Annotated in this window: 15 protein-coding genes; all 15 read left to right on the forward strand. The window is 70.3% G+C overall.

The window, feature by feature from the left end; translation table 11 throughout:
* The first annotated feature begins 28 nt into the window (after positions 1–28).
* The 15 genes from NBW76_RS05345 to nuoN all read left to right on the forward strand — a co-directional run bounded on the left by NBW76_RS05345 (position 29) and on the right by nuoN (position 16,723).
* Entirely contained in the window at positions 29–721 is a 693-nt protein-coding gene (locus NBW76_RS05345; protein WP_055964025.1) for a demethylmenaquinone methyltransferase, read from the forward strand.
* A 184-nt stretch (positions 722–905) separates the two neighbouring features.
* Positions 906–1,265 carry an NADH-quinone oxidoreductase subunit A gene (locus tag NBW76_RS05350; RefSeq protein ID WP_055964037.1) on the forward strand — a complete coding sequence of 120 codons (360 nt, stop codon included), beginning with the start codon at positions 906–908 and terminating at the stop codon, positions 1,263–1,265.
* Positions 1,265–1,819, forward strand: coding sequence for an NADH-quinone oxidoreductase subunit B family protein (locus NBW76_RS05355; protein ID WP_055964040.1), 555 nt, complete (start codon positions 1,265–1,267; stop codon positions 1,817–1,819). The genes NBW76_RS05350 and NBW76_RS05355 overlap by 1 nt, the downstream gene beginning before the upstream one ends.
* Positions 1,819–2,712: an NADH-quinone oxidoreductase subunit C gene (locus NBW76_RS05360; RefSeq protein ID WP_082482012.1), complete on the forward strand. Its 894-nt coding sequence runs from the start codon at positions 1,819–1,821 to the stop codon at positions 2,710–2,712. Before NBW76_RS05355 ends, NBW76_RS05360 begins: the two co-directional genes overlap by 1 nt.
* Entirely contained in the window at positions 2,709–4,058 is a 1,350-nt protein-coding gene (locus NBW76_RS05365) for an NADH-quinone oxidoreductase subunit D (protein WP_055964043.1), read from the forward strand. Before NBW76_RS05360 ends, NBW76_RS05365 begins: the two co-directional genes overlap by 4 nt.
* Positions 4,055–4,915, forward strand: a complete 861-nt coding sequence (gene nuoE / locus NBW76_RS05370; protein ID WP_082482011.1) for an NADH-quinone oxidoreductase subunit NuoE — start codon at positions 4,055–4,057, stop codon at positions 4,913–4,915. Before NBW76_RS05365 ends, nuoE begins: the two co-directional genes overlap by 4 nt.
* Positions 4,908–6,218 carry an NADH-quinone oxidoreductase subunit NuoF gene (nuoF, locus tag NBW76_RS05375; RefSeq protein ID WP_056555969.1) on the forward strand — a complete coding sequence of 437 codons (1,311 nt, stop codon included), beginning with the start codon at positions 4,908–4,910 and terminating at the stop codon, positions 6,216–6,218. Before nuoE ends, nuoF begins: the two co-directional genes overlap by 8 nt.
* The gene (locus tag NBW76_RS05380; RefSeq protein ID WP_056555966.1) at positions 6,215–8,686 is read left to right on the forward strand and encodes an NADH-quinone oxidoreductase subunit G; all 2,472 of its coding nucleotides are present in this window, start codon (positions 6,215–6,217) and stop codon (positions 8,684–8,686) included. The genes nuoF and NBW76_RS05380 overlap by 4 nt, the downstream gene beginning before the upstream one ends.
* Positions 8,679–9,941 (forward strand): NADH-quinone oxidoreductase subunit NuoH, encoded by a 1,263-nt coding sequence (gene nuoH, locus NBW76_RS05385; RefSeq protein ID WP_056557128.1) that lies wholly within the window; start codon positions 8,679–8,681, stop codon positions 9,939–9,941. Before NBW76_RS05380 ends, nuoH begins: the two co-directional genes overlap by 8 nt.
* The gene (nuoI, locus tag NBW76_RS05390) at positions 9,938–10,534 is read left to right on the forward strand and encodes an NADH-quinone oxidoreductase subunit NuoI (protein ID WP_055964060.1); all 597 of its coding nucleotides are present in this window, start codon (positions 9,938–9,940) and stop codon (positions 10,532–10,534) included. The genes nuoH and nuoI overlap by 4 nt, the downstream gene beginning before the upstream one ends.
* Positions 10,531–11,337 carry an NADH-quinone oxidoreductase subunit J gene (locus NBW76_RS05395; RefSeq protein WP_082482010.1) on the forward strand — a complete coding sequence of 269 codons (807 nt, stop codon included), beginning with the start codon at positions 10,531–10,533 and terminating at the stop codon, positions 11,335–11,337. The genes nuoI and NBW76_RS05395 overlap by 4 nt, the downstream gene beginning before the upstream one ends.
* A gap of 20 nt (positions 11,338–11,357) precedes the next feature.
* Positions 11,358–11,627 (forward strand): NADH-quinone oxidoreductase subunit NuoK, encoded by a 270-nt coding sequence (gene nuoK, locus NBW76_RS05400; RefSeq protein WP_055966220.1) that lies wholly within the window; start codon positions 11,358–11,360, stop codon positions 11,625–11,627.
* Between the two features lie 10 nt (positions 11,628–11,637).
* Positions 11,638–13,530, forward strand: coding sequence for an NADH-quinone oxidoreductase subunit L (gene nuoL, locus NBW76_RS05405; protein WP_056555964.1), 1,893 nt, complete (start codon positions 11,638–11,640; stop codon positions 13,528–13,530).
* Complete coding sequence (locus NBW76_RS05410) at positions 13,527–15,107, forward strand: NADH-quinone oxidoreductase subunit M (protein ID WP_056555960.1); 1,581 nt, start codon at positions 13,527–13,529, stop codon at positions 15,105–15,107. The genes nuoL and NBW76_RS05410 overlap by 4 nt, the downstream gene beginning before the upstream one ends.
* Positions 15,107–16,723 carry an NADH-quinone oxidoreductase subunit NuoN gene (gene nuoN / locus NBW76_RS05415; RefSeq protein ID WP_056555958.1) on the forward strand — a complete coding sequence of 539 codons (1,617 nt, stop codon included), beginning with the start codon at positions 15,107–15,109 and terminating at the stop codon, positions 16,721–16,723. The genes NBW76_RS05410 and nuoN overlap by 1 nt, the downstream gene beginning before the upstream one ends.
* Positions 16,724–16,734 lie beyond the last annotated feature (11 nt).

The following is a 16,734-nucleotide window of genomic DNA, read 5'->3' on the forward strand; positions in this document are numbered from 1 at the left end:
TCCAGGCTACTCGTGGGAAGGTAAGGAGGTGACCCGAGCAGGCCTGGACAAGGAGCCCCGCGACGTCGCGCGCATGTTCGACACCGTCGCGCGTCGCTACGACCTGACCAACGACGTGCTGTCGATGGGACAGGACCGACGCTGGCGCCGTCGGGTCGTCGAGCTGGTCGATCCGCAGCCCGGCGAGCGCATCCTCGACCTGGCCGCGGGCACCGGCACGTCGAGCGAGCCGTTCCGCGAGGCCGGCGCCACCGTGGTCCCGTGCGACTTCTCCCTCGGCATGCTCCAGGAGGGCCGTCGTCGCTTCCCGCACCTGCCGTTCGTCGCGGGCGACGGGATGCGGCTCCCGTTCGCGGACGCCTCGTTCGACGCCGTCACGATCTCCTTCGGGCTGCGCAACATCCACGACCCGGTGCAGGGGCTCACCGAGCTGCTGCGCGTGACCCGCCCCGGCGGACGGATCGTCGTGTGCGAGTTCAGCACGCCCACGTGGGAGCCGTTCGACGCGCTCTACTCCAACTACCTCATGCGGGCGCTGCCGAGCATCGCGCGCCGCACGTCGTCGAACCCGGAGTCGTACGTCTACCTCGCGGAGTCCATCCGCGCCTGGCCCGACCAGAAGGGTCTGGCGCTGCGCATGGTCGAGGCGGGCTGGGGCCGCGTGGAGTGGCACAACCTCTCCGGCGGGATCGTCGCGCTGCACCACTCGGTGCGTCCCTGATCGCGATCCCCGCGAAGTGCGCGCGCGGAGCCCGTCGTTCCAGGGCGGTCGCGAGGTTAGTGTGACCTCAGTTACAGGTGGTCCCAGCCGGGCGTAGAGTGAGGCGCAGGTCACGTTGTGAAGTGATTCACAAGGTCACGATCTCGCTCTACGTCAGGTTGCGTCGATCTCGCTGGAGGTGGCGGTGAACGAGTACACACCCGTTCTCGTCCTGGGTGCGCTCGCGGCAGGGTTCGCCGTGTTCAGCGTGGGCATCGCCCCGTTCACCGGGCCCAAGCGGTACAACCGCGCCAAGCTCGATCGCTACGAGTCCGGCATCGAGCCGAGCCCGCTGCCCGAGGGCGGCGGCAAGGTGAGCATCAAGTACTTCTTCACCGCGATGATGTTCATCGTCTTCGACATCGAGATCGTCTTCCTCTACCCCTTCGCGGTCGCCTTCGACCAGATGAGCTGGTTCGCGGTCTTCGCGATCCTGCTGTTCCTCGTCAACGTCACGATCGCGTACGCCTACGAGTGGCGGCGCGGCGGAATGGAGTGGACCTGATGGGTCTCGAGGAGAAGCTGCCCAGCGGCGTCCTGCTCTCGACGGTGGAGGGCCTCGCCGGCTACATGCGCAAGGCGTCGTTCTGGCCCGCCACCTTCGGGCTGGCGTGCTGCGCGATCGAGATGATGACGTTCGGCGCGCCCCGGTTCGACTCCTCGCGCTTCGGCATGGAGGTCTTCCGCCCCAGCCCGCGCCAGGCCGACCTGATGATCGTCGCCGGCCGCGTGAGCAACAAGATGGCCCCCGTCCTGCGCCAGATCTACGACCAGATGGCCGAGCCCAAGTACGTGCTCGCCATGGGTGTGTGCGCCAGCTCCGGCGGCATGTTCAACAACTACGCGATCGTCCAGGGCGTCGACCACGTCGTCCCCGTCGACATGTACCTGCCCGGCTGCCCGCCGCGACCCGAGATGCTGATCGACGCGATCCTCAAGCTGCACGACCAGATCCAGCACACCAAGCTCGGCGCCAACCGCCTCGCCGAGATCAAGGCCGACGAGCAGGTCGCGCTGTCGGCCACGCCCACGTCGGCCATGAAGGGCCTGATGCGCTGATGGCGGACGAGAAGAAGAAGAAGCCCGCGAGGAAGAAGGCCGCCGACAAGGCGACGAAGCCCGCGGTGGGCGACAAGACCGAGACGGTCGACGCCCACACCGACACGCAGGACCGCTCCCGCGACCCCAAGGCTGCTCGGTCCGGGGCTGCTGAGGCCGGGGCCGCGGACGCCGAGGCCACTGACGACGGGGCCGCGAGCGCCGACACCAGCGTGGTCCCCAGCGACGCCGAGACCCTCGAGGTCGTCGACGTCCGCGAGGGCATGTTCGGCGTGCACGGCACGGGCGACACGAGCGGCTACGGCGGCATGACCCGTCCCGTGGCCATGCCCGCCCCCTCGCAGCCACCCTTCGGTGCCGGGGGGACCAGCTGGTGGGACGACGTCCACGGCCGGCTCGCCACCCTCACCGAGGAGACCGGCGCGATCGAGAAGGTCGTCGTCGACCGCGGCGAGATCACCTTCTTCGTCCGCCGCGAGGCCCTCGCCGACACCGCCCGCCACCTGCGCGACGACCCGGCCCTGCGCTTCGAGTTCTGCAGCAGCCTCTCGGCCGTGCACTTCCCGCACGAGACCGGCCGCGAGCTGCACGTCGTCTACCACCTGCTGTCGATGACCCACAACCGCCGCATCCGGCTCGAGGTCACCTGCCCCGACGCCAACCCGCACGTGCCCAGCGTCGTGGCCACCTACCCGACGGCCGACTGGCAGGAGCGCGAGGCCTGGGACATGTTCGGCATCGAGTTCGACGGCCACCCCGCCCTCACCCGCATCCTCATGCCCGACGACTGGCAGGGCCACCCCCAGCGCAAGGACTATCCGTTGGGCGGCATCCCGGTCGAGTACAAGGGCGGCACGATCCCGAGCCCCGACCAGCGCAGGAGCTACTCGTGACGAGCACCCACGAGACCGGCACTCACGACGCGTACGCCGGCACCAGCGAGACGCCGTCGGGACCGGTCTTCACGGTCACCGGCCAGGACTGGGACACCATCGACGCCTCGGCCGTCGACGGTGACCGCATCGTCGTCAACATGGGCCCGCAGCACCCGTCGACGCACGGCGTGCTGCGCCTGATCCTCGAGATCGACGGCGAGACCGTGAAGGACGCCCGCCCCGGCATCGGCTACCTGCACACCGGCATCGAGAAGAACATGGAGTTCCGCACCTGGACGCAGGGCGTGACCTTCTGCACCCGCATGGACTACGTGGCCCCCTTCAGCAACGAGGCCGCCTACGTCGCCGCGACCGAACGGCTGCTCGGGATCGAGGACGACGTCCCCGAGAAGGCCCAGGTCATCCGTGTCCTCATGCTCGAGCTGAACCGCATCAGCTCCCACCTCGTGTGCATCGCCACGGGCGGCATGGAGATCGGCGCGCTGACGGTCATGACCTGCGGGTTCCGCGACCGTGAGCTGATCCTCGACCTGTTCGAGGCGATCACCGGGCTGCGCATGAACCACGCGTACTTCCGCCCCGGCGGCGTGGCCCAGGACCTGCCGGCCGGGGGCCTGCAGCAGCTTCGCGACACCGTGGCGGTGCTCAAGAAGCGCCTGCCCGAGTACGCCGCCCTCTGCAACGCCAACCCGATCTTCAAGGGGCGCCTCAAGGGTGTCGGCCACCTCGAGCTCGACGGCTGCCTCGCGCTCGGTCTCACCGGCCCGCCCCTGCGCGCCACGGGCTACGACTGGGACCTGCGCCGCAAGCAGCCGTACTGGGGCTACGACACGTACGACTTCGACGTCGTCACCTGGGACGAGCCCGACGCCTACGGCCGCTTCCGGGTGCGCCTGGAGGAGATGTGGCAGTCCATGCGCATCGTCGAGCAGGCCATCGACCGTCTGGCGACCCTCGAGGGAGCGCCGGTCATGGTCGACGACCCGAAGATCGCGTGGCCGGCCAAGCTCAGCGTCGGTTCCGACGGCCAGGGCAACTCCGCCGAGCACATCCGGCACATCATGGGCGAGTCGATGGAAGCGCTCATCCACCACTTCAAGATCGTCACCGAGGGCTTCCGGGTCCCGCCCGGCCAGGCCTACGCGGCCATCGAGGCGCCGCGCGGCGAAATCGGCTGCCACGTCGTGTCCGACGGCGGCACCCGCCCGTACCGCGCGCACTTCCGCGATCCCAGCTTCATCAACCTGCAGGGCACGTCGATCATGAGCGAGGGCGGGATGATCTCCGACGTCATCGTGGCCATCGCCAGCATCGACCCGGTCATGGGAGGTGTCGACAGGTGAGTGAGCTGCAGTCGTCCACGCCGGCGATCGACGAGAGCACGGTCGATGAGCTGCGCGAGCTCATGGGGCGGTACCCGCAGGCGCGCTCCGCGCTGCTGCCGATGCTGCACCTCGTGCAGTCCGTGCAGGGCAGCGTCACGGCCGAGGGCATCGAGCTCTGCGCCGAGCTGCTCGGCCTCTCGGCGGCCGAGGTCTCGGGCGTCGCGACCTTCTACACGATGTACAAGCGTCGGACGATGGGCGAGCACCACGTGGGCGTGTGCACCAACACGCTGTGCGCGGTCATGGGCGGCGACCTGATCTTCGAGCGGCTCAAGGAGCACCTCGACGTCGGCAACGACGAGACCACCGCCGACGGCACGGTCACGCTCGAGCACATCGAGTGCAACGCGGCCTGCGACTACGCGCCGGTGCTGACCGTCAACTGGGAGTTCATGGACAACCAGACGCCGGAGTCGGCCGTGGAGCTGGTCGACCGGCTGCGTGCCGGCGAGCAGGTCACCTCCAGCCGCGGGGCCACGATCACCAGCTGGCGCGAGGCCGAGCGGGTGCTCGCCGGCTTCGAGGACGGCCGGGTCGACGAGGGTCCGTCCGCGGGAGCCGCGTCGCTGGTGGGTCTGGAGATCGCGAACGAGCGTGGTTGGTCCGCCCCGCCGCTCGACACGACCGACGGCGGCTCGACGAGCGCGGCGGCCGAGTCCGAGGCCGCCGGCGGGGGTTCCGGGTCGCGGGCGGAGAAGGACAGGGCCGAGGCGGAGGCCGACACCAGTCGGGCCGAGGACGAGACCGTGGCGGAGGAGTCCGACGCCGATGTCGAGGGTGGCGGCTCGAAGGAGAGCGGGGAGTCCGATGACTGACGTGCTGACGCCGGTGCTGAGCCGGAACTGGGCCGACGAGCGGTCCTGGACCCGCGCGGCCTACGAGGAGCGCGACGGCTACGCGGCCCTGCGCTCGGCGCTCGACATGGCGCCCGACGAGATCGTCACCCTGGTCAAGGACGCGGGCCTGCGCGGCCGTGGAGGCGCCGGCTTCCCGACGGGCATGAAGTGGAGCTTCATCCCGCAGGACAACCCGAACCCCAAGTACCTCGTGGTCAACGCCGACGAGTCCGAGCCGGGCACCTGCAAGGACATCCCGCTCATGATGGCCAACCCCCACGAGCTGATCGAGGGCGTCATCATCGCGAGCCTGGCGATCCGGGCGGAGCAGGCCTTCATCTACGTGCGCGGCGAGGTGCTGCACGTCGTGCGCCGGCTCCGGGCCGCGTGCCGCGAGGCCTACGAGGCCGGCTACCTCGGGGCCGACGTGCTGGGTTCCGGCCGGCGGGTCGACCTGGTCATCCACGCCGGTGCGGGCGCCTACATCTGCGGCGAGGAGACGGCGCTGCTCGACTCGCTGGAGGGCCGCCGCGGCCAGCCCCGGCTGCGCCCGCCGTTCCCCGCCGTGGAGGGTCTGTACGCCAGCCCCACGGTCATCAACAACGTCGAGTCGATCGCCTCGGTGCCGGCCATCGTGCGCGGTGGCATCGACTGGTTCGGCTCCATGGGCACCGAGAAGTCCAAGGGCTTCACGCTCTACTCGCTGTCGGGCCACGTGAAGCGTCCCGGTCAGTACGAGGCGCCGCTCGGCATCACCCTGCGCCAGCTGCTCGAGCTCGGCGGCGGCCTGCGAGACGGCTCGGAGCTGAAGTTCTGGACCCCCGGTGGCTCATCCACCCCGATCCTCACCGCCGAGCACCTCGACGTCCCCCTCGACTACGAGGGCGTCGGCGCAGCGGGGTCCATGCTCGGCACCAAGGCCCTGCAGGTCTTCGACCAGACCACGTCGGTGGTGCGCTGCGTGCTGCGCTGGACCGAGTTCTACAAGCACGAGTCGTGCGGCAAGTGCACGCCGTGCCGCGAGGGCACGTGGTGGCTCGTGCAGGTGCTGCAGCGTCTCGACGCGGGCGAGGGCCGCGAGGGCGACATCGAGCTGCTGCTCGACCTCTGCGACAACATCCTCGGCCGGTCCTTCTGTGCGCTGGGCGACGGCGCCACGAGCCCCATCACGTCGGCCGTCCAGCACTTCCGCAGCGAGTTCGAGGCCGGCCTGCACACGCCGTCCGGCGAGCTGTTCCCGCCCGCGGCGTCGACCCTGTTCCCGAGCGAGGTGACCGCATGACCCTCGAGGCCTCCCGCGAGACGCAGACCCCCGTCGACCTCGTCACGTGCACCATCGACGACGTCGAGGTGAGCGTGCCCAAGGGGACGCTCGTCATCCGCGCCGCCGAGCTGGTGGGCACCGAGATCCCGCGCTTCTGCGACCACCCGCTGCTCGAGCCCGTGGGGGCCTGCCGCCAGTGCCTCGTGGAGGTCCCCGACGCCGGCAACGGTCGTGGGTTCCCCAAGCCGCAGGCGTCGTGCACCCTCGAGGTGGCCCCCGGGATGGTCGTCAGGACGCAGGTCACGTCGCCCGTCGCCGAGAAGGCCCAGCACGGCACGATGGAGCTGCTGCTCGTCAACCACCCGCTCGACTGCCCGGTGTGCGACAAGGGCGGCGAGTGCCCGCTGCAGAACCAGGCCATGAGCCATGGCCGCGGCGAGAGCCGGTTCGCCGAGACCAAGCGGACGTTCCCCAAGCCGCTGGCGGTCTCCGAGCAGGTGCTGCTCGACCGCGAGCGCTGCGTGCTGTGCGCCCGCTGCACCCGCTTCTCCGAGCAGATCGCGGGCGACCCGTTCATCGCGCTCGTCGAGCGTGGGGCCCGTCAGCAGGTCGGGATCGGACCGGCCACCGACGAGGCGGCCTTCGGTGACCGCCGGGAGGGCGGCGAGCAGCCGTTCCACTCCTACTTCTCCGGCAACACCATCCAGATCTGCCCGGTCGGCGCCCTCACGAGTGCCGACTACCGGTTCCGGTCGCGCCCCTTCGACCTCGTCTCGACACCGTCCGTCGGCGAGCACGACGCCTGTGGCGCCGCGATCCGCGTCGACCACCGTCGCGGCGCGGTCATGCGCCGCCTGGCCGGTGACGACCCCGAGGTCAACGAGGAGTGGATCACCGACAAGGACCGCTTCGCGTTCGCGTGGAGCCGTCAGCAGGACCGGCTGCGGACGCCGCTCGTGCGCGACCCGGACTCCGGCGAGCTGGTGCCGGCCTCGTGGCCGGGTGCGCTGGCCGCGGCCGCGGCCGGTCTGCGCGAGGCCGCCGGCAAGGTCGGCGTGCTGCCCGGAGGTCGCCTGACCGCCGAGGACGCCTACGCCTACAGCGTCTTCGCGCGCGCTGCCCTGCGCACCAACGACATCGACTTCCGCACCCGACCGCACTCCCTCGAGGAGTCGGCGTTCCTCGCTGCGCGGGTGGCGGCCCGACGCGACGTCGTCACGCGCGACCTCGAGTCGGCCTCGACCGTCCTGCTCGTCGGGCTCGAGCCCGAGGACGAGGCGGGCACGCTCTTCCTGCGCCTGCGCAAGGCCTCCAAGCACGGCGTCCGCGTCGTCGCGGTGGGCTCGCACACCACCCGTGGCCTCGCCAAGTGCGGCGGTGAGCTGCTCACCGCCCGACCCGGCGAGGAGGCCTCGGTGCTGGACGGACTGGGCACCGACGCGATCGCCGCGGACGAGCTGGGCCTCGACGCCCGGGCGATCGTCCTGCTCGGTGACCGGCTCGCCAGTGCGCCCGGCTCCTTCAGCGCCGCCGTGCGTCTGGCCGAGCGCTCGGGAGCCCGCCTCGCGTGGGTGCCGCGCCGTGCGGGGGACCGTGGCGCCGTCGAGACCGGCTGCCTGCCCACCCTGCTGCCGGGAGGACGCCCGGTCGGCGACGCCGAGGCGCGCGCCGACCTCGCCGCGGCCTGGGGCATCCGCTCCGTGCCGGCGAAGGCCGGACGCGACACGAGCGGCATCCTGCAGGCCGTCGCCAAGGGCCAGCTGCGCGCCCTCGTCGTGGGCGGCGTCGAGATCGACGACCTGGCCGACCCGGCGGCTGCACGTGCCGCCCTGGCCGGCGCCGACTTCGTCGTCAGCCTGGAGGTCCGCGAGAGCGAGGTCACCCGTGCTGCGCACGTGGTGCTGCCGGTGGCCCCGCCCGTGGAGAAGTCCGGCACCTTCGTCACCTGGGAAGGACGGCTGCGTCCGTTCGACACGGTGCTCCAGGTGCCCGGGTCCCTCACCGACGTGCGGGTGCTCGCCGGCATCGCCGAGGAGCTCGGCGCACCGCTCGGCTTCCGCACCACGACCGGCGCCATGCGCAGCATGCGGGAGCTGGGACCGTGGGACGGGTCCGGCGTCGCCGACCCCGACCTGGCAGCTCCCGAACCGTCGGCACCCGGGTCCGGCGAGGTCCTGCTGGCCACGTGGCGCCAGCTGGTCGACGACGGCCGGCTGCAGGACGGCCAGGAGCGCTACCGCGCCACCGCGCGACCGGCCGTGCTCAAGGCCTCGGTCGCGACCCTCGCCTCGGCCGGCGTCGAGCCGGGCGGCATCGCCACGATCGCGACCGACCTCGGCAGCGCCGCCTTCCCGACGCAGGTGGCCGACCTTCCCGACGGCGTCGTGTGGGCACCCGGCAACAACGGCGTCCACCTGCGCGGCGTCCTCGGCGCCGATCACGGCTCGGTCGTCCGCCTGAGCGCAGGAGGTGCCGCTCGTGAGTGAGCTGTTCGGCAACGAGCCGCTGTGGGTGGTGGCGCTCAAGGCGCTGCTGGTCTTCGTGATCCTCGTGGTCTACACGCTGTTCAACATCTGGTTCGAGCGTCGCGTCGTGGCGCGCATGCAGCACCGCGTCGGCCCGAACGTGCACGGCCCGTTCGGCCTGCTGCAGAGCCTCGCCGACGGCGTCAAGCTCGCGCTCAAGGAGGACATCGTCGTCAAGGCGGCCGACAAGGTCGTCTACGTGCTCGCGCCGATCCTCGCCACGATCCCGGCCTTCCTGGCCTGGGCGGTCATCCCGTTCGGTCCCGAGGTGCGGATCCCCTTCACCGACACCGTCACCCCGCTGCAGCTGACCGACATGCCCGTCGCCGTGCTGTACGTCCTGGCCGTCACGTCGATCGGCGTCTACGGCATCGTCCTGGCCGGCTGGTCCTCGGGCTCCACCTACTCCCTGCTCGGCGGTCTTCGCTCGAGCGCCCAGGTGATCTCCTACGAGGTCGCGATGGGGCTGAGCTTCGTGACGGTGTTCATCTACGCCGGCTCGATGTCGACGAGCGAGATCGTGGCCGCCCAGGAGGACCTGTGGTTCTTCGTGCCGCTGCTGCCGTCGTTCATCATCTACATCATCGCCATGGTCGGCGAGACGAACCGTGCGCCGTTCGACCTGCCGGAGGCCGAGGGCGAGCTGGTCGGCGGGTTCCACACCGAGTACTCGTCGCTGAAGTTCGCGCTGTTCTTCCTGGCCGAGTACATCAACATGGTCACCGTCTCGGCGCTGGCCACCACGCTGTTCCTCGGCGGCTGGCGCGCGCCGTTCGGCCTCGGCCAGATCAACGACGGCATGCTCAACGAGGGCTACTGGCCGGTGCTGTGGTTCCTCGGCAAGACGCTGGGCTTCATCTTCCTGTTCATCTGGCTGCGCGGCACCCTGCCCCGCATGCGCTACGACCAGTTCATGGCGTTCGGCTGGAAGGTGCTCATCCCCATCTCGCTGGCCTGGATCGTGGCCGTGATCGTCGTCCGCAAGGGCATGACCGACGGCACCTTCGACCGCCAGACGCTGTTCGTCGCGGCCGGGGTCGCCGCCGTGGTGCTGCTCGTCAGCCTGTTCATCCCCGAGCGGAAGAAGCCCGAACCCGTGCCGACCAGTGGAGCCGACGGCGCGTCCGCGTCCGACGACGAGGGCCCCGCTGCGGGGTACCCGACCCCGCCCATGCCCGAGCAGTCCTGGAACCGGAAGGAGGGCGTCCGACGATGAGTCAGCAGTCGAACGGCGGAGGCAGCCTGAAGGAGACGCTGTGGGACCCGATCGCCGGGTTCGGCGTCACGTTCCGCACGATGTTCAAGAAGCCCGTCACGCAGCAGTACCCCTTCGAGAAGGTGCCGACGGCGCCGCGCTTCCACGGCCGGCACCAGCTGAACCGCTGGCCCGACGGGCTCGAGAAGTGCGTGGGCTGCGAGCTGTGCGCCTGGGCGTGCCCGGCCGACGCGATCTACGTCGAGGGTGCCTCCAACGGCACGACCGACGACGAGCGCTTCAGCCCGGGGGAGCGGTACGGCCGCGTCTACCAGATCAACTACCTGCGTTGCATCCTGTGCGGCCTGTGCATCGAGGCGTGCCCCACGCGGGCCCTGACGATGACCAACGAGTACGAGCTGGCCGACAACAACCGCGAGGACCTCATCTACGAGAAGTCCGACCTGCTGGCACCCCTGCTTCCGGGCATGGTCGAGCCGCCGCACGGGATGCTGATCAGCGACGACCACCACGACTACTACGCGGGCAAGACCCTCCCGATCGTCGGCGTCACCAGCGGTGGCGCCACCACGGACGAGGAGCCGGGCGAGTGACCGCGTTCTGGATCATCGCGCCGATCGTGGTGGTGGCCGCCCTCGGGCTGGTCTTCGCGCGCAAGGCGGTGCACGCGGCGCTCAGCGTCGCGGTCGTCATGATCGGGCTGGCCGTGCTGTACGCCGCGCAGGGCGCCCCGTTCCTGTTCGCCGTGCAGATCATCGTCTACACCGGCGCGATCATGATGCTCTTCCTGTTCGTGCTGATGCTCGTGGGCGTGGACTCCTCGGAGTCGCTGACCGAGACCATCAAGGGCCAGCGGCTCGCCGCGTCGGTCGCCGGTCTCGGGTTCGGCCTCGTGCTCGTCACGGCCGTCGGCCAGACGGCCCTCGGCCCGGTCACCGGTCTCGGATCGGCCAACGAGAACGGCAACGTGTTCGGGCTCGCGGAGCTGATGTTCAGCCCCTACGTCGTGGCGATGCAGTTCACCGCCGCGCTGCTGGTCACCGCGGTGCTGGGCGCCATGGTGCTCGCGCACCGCGAGGCCCTGTCGCCCCGGCGCAGCCAGGGCGACATCGCCCGGGACCGGATGGCCGAGTACGCCGCCACCGGTCGCCACCCGGGAAACCCGCCGACGCCGGGCGTCTTCGCCCGCCACAACGCGGTCGACACCCCGGCCCCGCTGCCCGACGGCACCCCCGCCGACGACTCGGTCTCGCCGAGCATCGTCGCGCGCGGCCAGCTGCGTGACGGCTTCGACGACGACATCCACGCCGTCACCGACCAGCTCCGTGACGAGGACGAGGACGACGGAGAGCCCCGGCGGGGCTCCGGGGCCGCGGGTCGGGAGGACGAGTCGTGAACGAGTACCTGACGCTGTCGATGATCCTGTTCACCATCGGTGCGGTCGGCGTCCTCGTGCGCCGCAACGCGATCGTCGTCTTCATGTGCATCGAGCTCATGCTGAACGCGACCAACCTCGCCCTGGTCACCTTCGCCCGTCAGCACGGCAACCTCGACGGCCAGATCGCGGCGTTCTTCGTCATGGTCGTGGCCGCGGCGGAGGTCGTCATCGGCCTCGCCATCATCGTGTCCATCTACAGCACGCGTCGTACGACCTCGGTCGACGAGGCGAGCCTCCTGAAGCTCTGAAGGGGTAGGCGTGCTCGATCTCGTCTGGCTGCTCGTCGTGGTGCCGCTGGTCAGCGGCCTCGGCCTGCTCGTGTGGGGCAAGGAGGGCGACCGCGTCGGCCACCTCGTCGGCACGGCGGCCTCCGCGGCCTCGTTCGTCATCGGGCTGGTGGCCTTCGTCCAGCTCCTCGGTCGACCCGAGGACGACCGCTCGGTCGCCGACTCGCTGTTCACCTGGATCTCGGCCGGTCCGTTCAACGTCGAGATGGCCTACCGGTTCGACCCGCTGTCGGCGCTGTTCGTGCTGCTGATCACCGGCGTGGGCACGCTGATCCACGTCTACTCGATCGGCTACATGGAGCACGACGAGCGGCGCCGTCGGTTCTTCGCGTTCCTCAACATCTTCATCGCGGCGATGCTCACGCTCGTGCTCGCGGACGACTACCTGGTGCTGTTCCTGGGCTGGGAGGGCGTGGGCCTGGCCTCGTACCTGCTCATCGGGTTCTGGCAGCACAAGCCGTCGGCGGCCGCCGCGGCCAAGAAGGCCTTCGTGCTCAACCGCGTGGGCGACCTCGGCATGGCGCTCGCGATCATGCTGATGTTCGCGCAGTTCGGCACGTCGTCGATCCAGGCGGTCAACGGTGCGGTCGGCTCGGCGAGCGAGTCGGTCGCGACCGCGCTCGGCCTCCTCCTGCTCCTCGGCGCGTGCGGCAAGTCCGCCCAGGTGCCCCTGCAGGCCTGGCTGCTCGACGCCATGGAGGGCCCGACGCCCGTCTCGGCCCTCATCCACGCCGCCACGATGGTCACCGCCGGCGTCTACCTGGTGGTCCGCAGCAACGGGGTGTACGACGCGGCGCCCACGGCGCAGACGGCGGTCGTGGTCGTCGGCCTCGTCACGCTCCTGGCCGGTGCATGGATCGGCTGCGCGAAGGACGACATCAAGAAGGCGCTGGCCGGCTCGACCATGAGCCAGATCGGCTACATGATGCTGGCCGCCGGACTCGGCCCGGCGGGCTACGCCTTCGCGATCTTCCACCTCATCACCCACGGCTTCTTCAAGGCCAACATGTTCCTCGGGGCCGGCTCGGTGATGCACGGCATGGACGACGACGTCGACATGCGGCACTACGGCGCGCTCCAGCGAGCCATGCCCATCACCTTCGCGACGTTCGGCCTGGGCTACCTCGCCATCATCGGGTTCCCCGGGTTCTCCGGCTTCTTCTCCAAGGACAAGATCATCGAGGCGGCGTTCGGGCACTCGTTCTGGGTGGGCCTCGCGGCGCTGATCGGTGCCGGGGTCACGGCGTTCTACATGACCCGGCTCATGGTGATGACGTTCACCTCGCCGAAGCGCTGGCTCGACGACGTGCACCCGCACGAGTCGCCGCGCGTCATGACGGTGCCGCTCATGGTGCTGGCCGCCCTGTCGGTGCTCGGCGGCGTGCTGCTCCTCGGCGGCTGGATCGAGCACTGGCTCGAGCCGGTCGTCGGACCCACCGAGCACCACGAGCTCGCGGTTCCGGCGTGGGGCATGTCGATCATCGTGACGCTCGTCGTCGCGGTCGGCGTCGCCCTGGCCTGGCTCACCTACACGCGGGGCTCGTTCGGACGCGGCCCCATCACGCAGGTGGCGCCGTCCGACGGCGACGTCTCCCCCTTCACCCGCGCGGGCCGCCACGAGCTCTACGGCAACACCGTCAACGACGTGCTGGTCGTCCGGCCCACGAGCCACCTCACCCGGGTGCTCGTGTACCTCGACGCCAAGCTCGTCGACGGACTGGTCACCGGCCTCGCCGACCGACTCGGCGACACCTCGCAGTTCCTGCGCAAGCCCCAGACCGGCTACGTGCGCAGCTACGCCCTCAGCATCCTCGTCGGCTCGCTCGTCGTGGTGCTCGCTCTCCTGGCGGTGACCCTCGCATGATCCTGTCCGTCCTCGCCGCCACCCCGCTCGTGGGTGCCCTGGCCATCTCGCTCATGCCGCGCTCCGCGGCGAGCGCGCGCTCGGTGAAGATCGTGGCGCTCGCGTTCAGCGTGCTGACGCTCGTGCTCTCGCTCGCGATGATGGCCCGCTACGACGTGCAGGCCGGTGGCTACCAGCTGACCGAGCTGCACGACTGGATCGGTCCCCTGGGGGCGCACTACTCGCTGGGCGTCAACGGCATCGGCCTCACGCTCGTGCTGCTCACCACGGTGCTCGTGCCCATCGTGCTGCTCGCCGCCTGGGACGACCGCATCCCCTCAAGCCGCAGCGTGAACTCCTACCTCGCATGGATGCTCGTGCTGGAAGGTCTCGCGATCGGTGTCTTCTGCGCCACCGACGCCTTCTTGTTCTACGTCCTGTTCGAGGCGACGCTGATCCCGATCTACTTCCTCATCGGCTCCTACGGTGGGGCTGGGCGCACCTACGCGGCGGTCAAGTTCCTCATCTACAACCTGGTCGGCGGCCTGCTCATGCTCGCCTCGATCGTGGGCCTGTACGTCGTCACGGCCCGCGCCGGCGATCCCACGTACCTGCTCTCGGACCTCTCGGGGCTGGAGATGAGCACCACGACGGAGCGGCTGCTGTTCATCGGCTTCATGGCCGCGTTCGCGATCAAGGCGCCGCTCTTCCCGTTCCACACCTGGCTGCCCGACGCCGCCGGCACGGCCACGCCGGGCACGTCGGTGCTCATGGTCAGCGTGATCGACAAGGTCGGCACGTTCGGCATGCTGCGCTGGTGCCTGGAGATCTTCCCCGGCGCCTCGGAGTGGGCCAGCCCCGTGGTCATCACCCTCGCGGTCATCAGCATCCTCTACGGGGCGCTGTGCGCGATCGGCCAGGACGACATCCGTCGGCTCGTGGCGTTCACGTCGGTCTCGCACTTCGGCTTCATCATCCTGGGCATCTTCACCTTCACCCACACGGCCACCGCGGGCTCGACGCTCTACATGTTCAACCACGGGCTCTCGACGGCCGCGCTGTTCCTCGTGACCGGCATGATGATCTCGCGCCGCGGGTCGGCGAGCATCCGTGACTTCGGCGGGGTCCAGAAGATCGCGCCCGTGCTCGCGGGGATCCTGCTGGTCGCGGGCCTGTCGAGCCTGTCGCTGCCCGGCCTCGCGCCGTTCGTCAGCGAGTTCATGGTGCTGGCCGGCACGTTCACCCGGTCGGTGCCCGCCGCGGTGCTCGCGACGCTGGGCATCGTGCTCGCGGCGCTCTACATCCTGATCATGTACCAGCGGACGATGACCGGACCGCTGCAGCCGGGGGCCGAGGCCGTGCGCGACCTCGAGCCGCGCGAGGTGGCCGCCCTGACGCCGGCGATCGTCCTGATCGTCGGACTGGGCTTCTACCCGCAGCCGCTGCTCAACGTCATCAACCCCGCGGTGACCGAGGTCGTGAGCCAGGTCGGCGTCGGCGACCCCGCGCCGCGGACCCCGGCCAGCCTGGACGGTCTGAGCGAGTCGGGGGCCTACGTCCCGACCCGTGAGTCGCACGAGACGGAGGGTGGTCACTGATGTCGACGCTGCTGCCACTGGTCGCCGACCGACCCGACATCGCCGCGCCCACCGTCGAGTGGTCGCTCGTCTCCCCCTTGCTGATCGTGGGCGGCGTGGCCATGGTGGCCGTGCTCGTGGAGACCTTCTGGCCCCGCCGCACGCGATTCGCCGCACAGGCGCTGCTCGCCGCCGTTGGCATCGTGGCCGCGTTCGCTGACACGGTGCGGGTCTACCTGTCCCTCGACCGCATCGAGGGCGACGTCACGGCGCGCGGCTCGGTCGTGACCGAGGGCGCCCTCGCCGTGGACGGGCCCGGCGTCTTCACGTGGGCCCTGCTGCTGCTGTTCGCCCTGCTCAGCGTGGCCCTGTTCGCCGAGCGTCGCCTCGACGGTGGGCTCAGCGCCTTCACCGGCCGGGCGGTCGATCCTCCCGGCTCGGCCGGCGAGGCCGAGGCCACGACACTGCGCCTCGAGCACACCGAGACCTTCCCGCTGGCCCTGTTCGCGCTGACGGGCATGATGCTGTTCGCCACCAGCAACGACCTCATCACCATGTTCGTGGCGCTGGAGGTCATGAGCCTCCCGCTGTACCTGCTGTGCGGGCTGGCGCGACGTCGGCGCCTGCTCAGCCAGGAGGCCGCGCTCAAGTACTTCCTGCTCGGTGCGTTCTCGTCGGTGTTCTTCCTCTACGGCGTCGCCCTGGCGTACGGGTACTCCGGCAGCTTCCGGCTCTCGGAGATCGACACCGCGGTCACGTCGCGCACGGGCGGTGAGCACCTGCTGCTCGCGGCCGTCGCGCTGATCAGCGTCGGCATGCTGTTCAAGGTCGGCGCGGTGCCCTTCCACCAGTGGACCCCCGACGTCTACCAGGGCGCCCCCACCCCGGTCACCGCGTTCATGGCGGCGGGCACGAAGGCCGCGGCGTTCATCGCGTTCATGCGCGTGCTGTTCGTGGCCTTCGGCGGAGCCTCGTGGGACTGGCGTCCGACCCTGTGGGTGATCGCCCTGCTGACGATGGTCGTCGGCTCGGTCATCGCCATCGCGCAGACCGACGTCAAGCGCATGCTCGCCTACTCGTCGGTGGCGCACGCCGGGTTCCTCATGGTGGGGCTGGCCGGCGCCTACGTGGCCGACACCGACCGGATCACCTCGGTCTCGGGCATCCTCTTCTACCTCGGTGTCTACGGCGTGGCCTCCATCGGGGCGTTCGCCGTGGTCACGGTGGTGCGCGACGCCGGAGGCGAGGCCACGCACCTGTCGCGGTGGGCCGGGCTGGGCAAGGAGTCGCCGTTCCTGGCCGGGTCGTTCGCCCTGTTCATGCTGTCGTTCGCCGGGATCCCGCTCACCGGCGGCTTCATCGGCAAGTGGAGCGTGTTCAGCGCCGCATGGTCGGGCGGGTACGGCGCCCTGGTGGTCGCCGGCGTGCTGACCAGCGCCGTGGCGGCCTACTTCTACGTGCGCGTCATCGTGCTGATGTTCTTCACCGACCCCGTCGGCGACGGGCCGACGGTCGCGCTGCCGAGCCTCTTGACTACGGTGGTCATCGCAGCAGCCGCTGTGGGCACGGTGGCCATGGGCATCCTTCCAGGGCCGGTGCTCGATCTCGCTCAGCACGCGGGCACGTTCGTGCGCTGAGCCCACCGGAC

Source organism: Aeromicrobium sp. Leaf245 (genome assembly GCF_942548115.1).
Taxonomy (GTDB): domain Bacteria; phylum Actinomycetota; class Actinomycetes; order Propionibacteriales; family Nocardioidaceae; genus Aeromicrobium.

Coding starts and splice junctions, on each gene's coding strand:
- NBW76_RS05380 (WP_056555966.1), top strand. CDS start 6,215: ATGACCCTCGAGGCCTCCCGCGAGACGCAGACCCCCGTCGACCTCGTC.
- nuoI (WP_055964060.1), top strand. CDS start 9,938: ATGAGTCAGCAGTCGAACGGCGGAGGCAGCCTGAAGGAGACGCTGTGG.
- nuoN (WP_056555958.1), top strand. CDS start 15,107: ATGTCGACGCTGCTGCCACTGGTCGCCGACCGACCCGACATCGCCGCG.
- NBW76_RS05355 (WP_055964040.1), top strand. CDS start 1,265: ATGGGTCTCGAGGAGAAGCTGCCCAGCGGCGTCCTGCTCTCGACGGTG.
- nuoF (WP_056555969.1), top strand. CDS start 4,908: ATGACTGACGTGCTGACGCCGGTGCTGAGCCGGAACTGGGCCGACGAG.
- NBW76_RS05410 (WP_056555960.1), top strand. CDS start 13,527: ATGATCCTGTCCGTCCTCGCCGCCACCCCGCTCGTGGGTGCCCTGGCC.
- nuoK (WP_055966220.1), top strand. CDS start 11,358: ATGATCCTGTTCACCATCGGTGCGGTCGGCGTCCTCGTGCGCCGCAAC.
- NBW76_RS05360 (WP_082482012.1), top strand. CDS start 1,819: ATGGCGGACGAGAAGAAGAAGAAGCCCGCGAGGAAGAAGGCCGCCGAC.